Origin of the sequence: Rahnella sp. NRRL B-41462 (assembly GCF_003263525.1) — a bacterium.
Taxonomy (GTDB): Bacteria; Pseudomonadota; Gammaproteobacteria; order Enterobacterales; family Enterobacteriaceae; genus Rahnella; species Rahnella aceris.
Genome location: NZ_JYDF01000199.1, coordinates 1 through 568 on the forward strand (window position 1 = coordinate 1; position 568 = coordinate 568).

General features: G+C 50.7%; 1 protein-coding gene. It reads right to left on the reverse strand.

What is annotated here, in order from left to right; all coding sequences use genetic code 11:
- Window positions 1-508 (reverse strand): extensin family protein (locus tag UC14_RS26585; protein WP_112198771.1); only part of this gene is annotated, 508 nt, incomplete at its 3' end.
- Between the last annotated feature and the right edge of the window lie 60 nt (window positions 509-568).

Sequence of the window (568 nt, forward strand, 5' to 3'; positions counted from 1 at the left end):
AACCGGCAATATCCAGCGCTTGCGCCGTAGCGTGTTCGCTTAGCCGGGCGTCGGGCTTGTTATAGACGTTCCTGCAGGCATAACTGCCCAGATGATCAATACGCACCAGCGGCGAACCTAATTCCCGAGTGGCCAGCGGTTTCGCCACCTGCGCGACAAACATTGCGCTGCTCAGTGCAAGGCGACAGCTCGCCAGATAACTCGAACTCAATGAAACATCACCAAATCCGCGAACGCGCACAGAATGAGTCAGCGGACATTTCCCGCCCATATTTCCGGCGCTGTTAAACTCAATCATCCCCTCTTGCTGAGCCCGTTCAAGCACAGCCAGACATTCCTGAGGATTGTTATCCAGCTTCCTTAATTTGTAGCGGGTGATCAGATTCGGCGGGTCATTAATAGTTATCGGTGTGAAAGGATTATATTCAGAAGGCACATGACGGCTTATCCACGGGCCACTGAACCAGGCGATGCCAATAATCACAATGAAGCTAACCCAATATCGCATAGTGTTCCTTTAGCACCACTTAGGTTTAGCAGTACATTGTTTTTCACGCGGAATATTTTG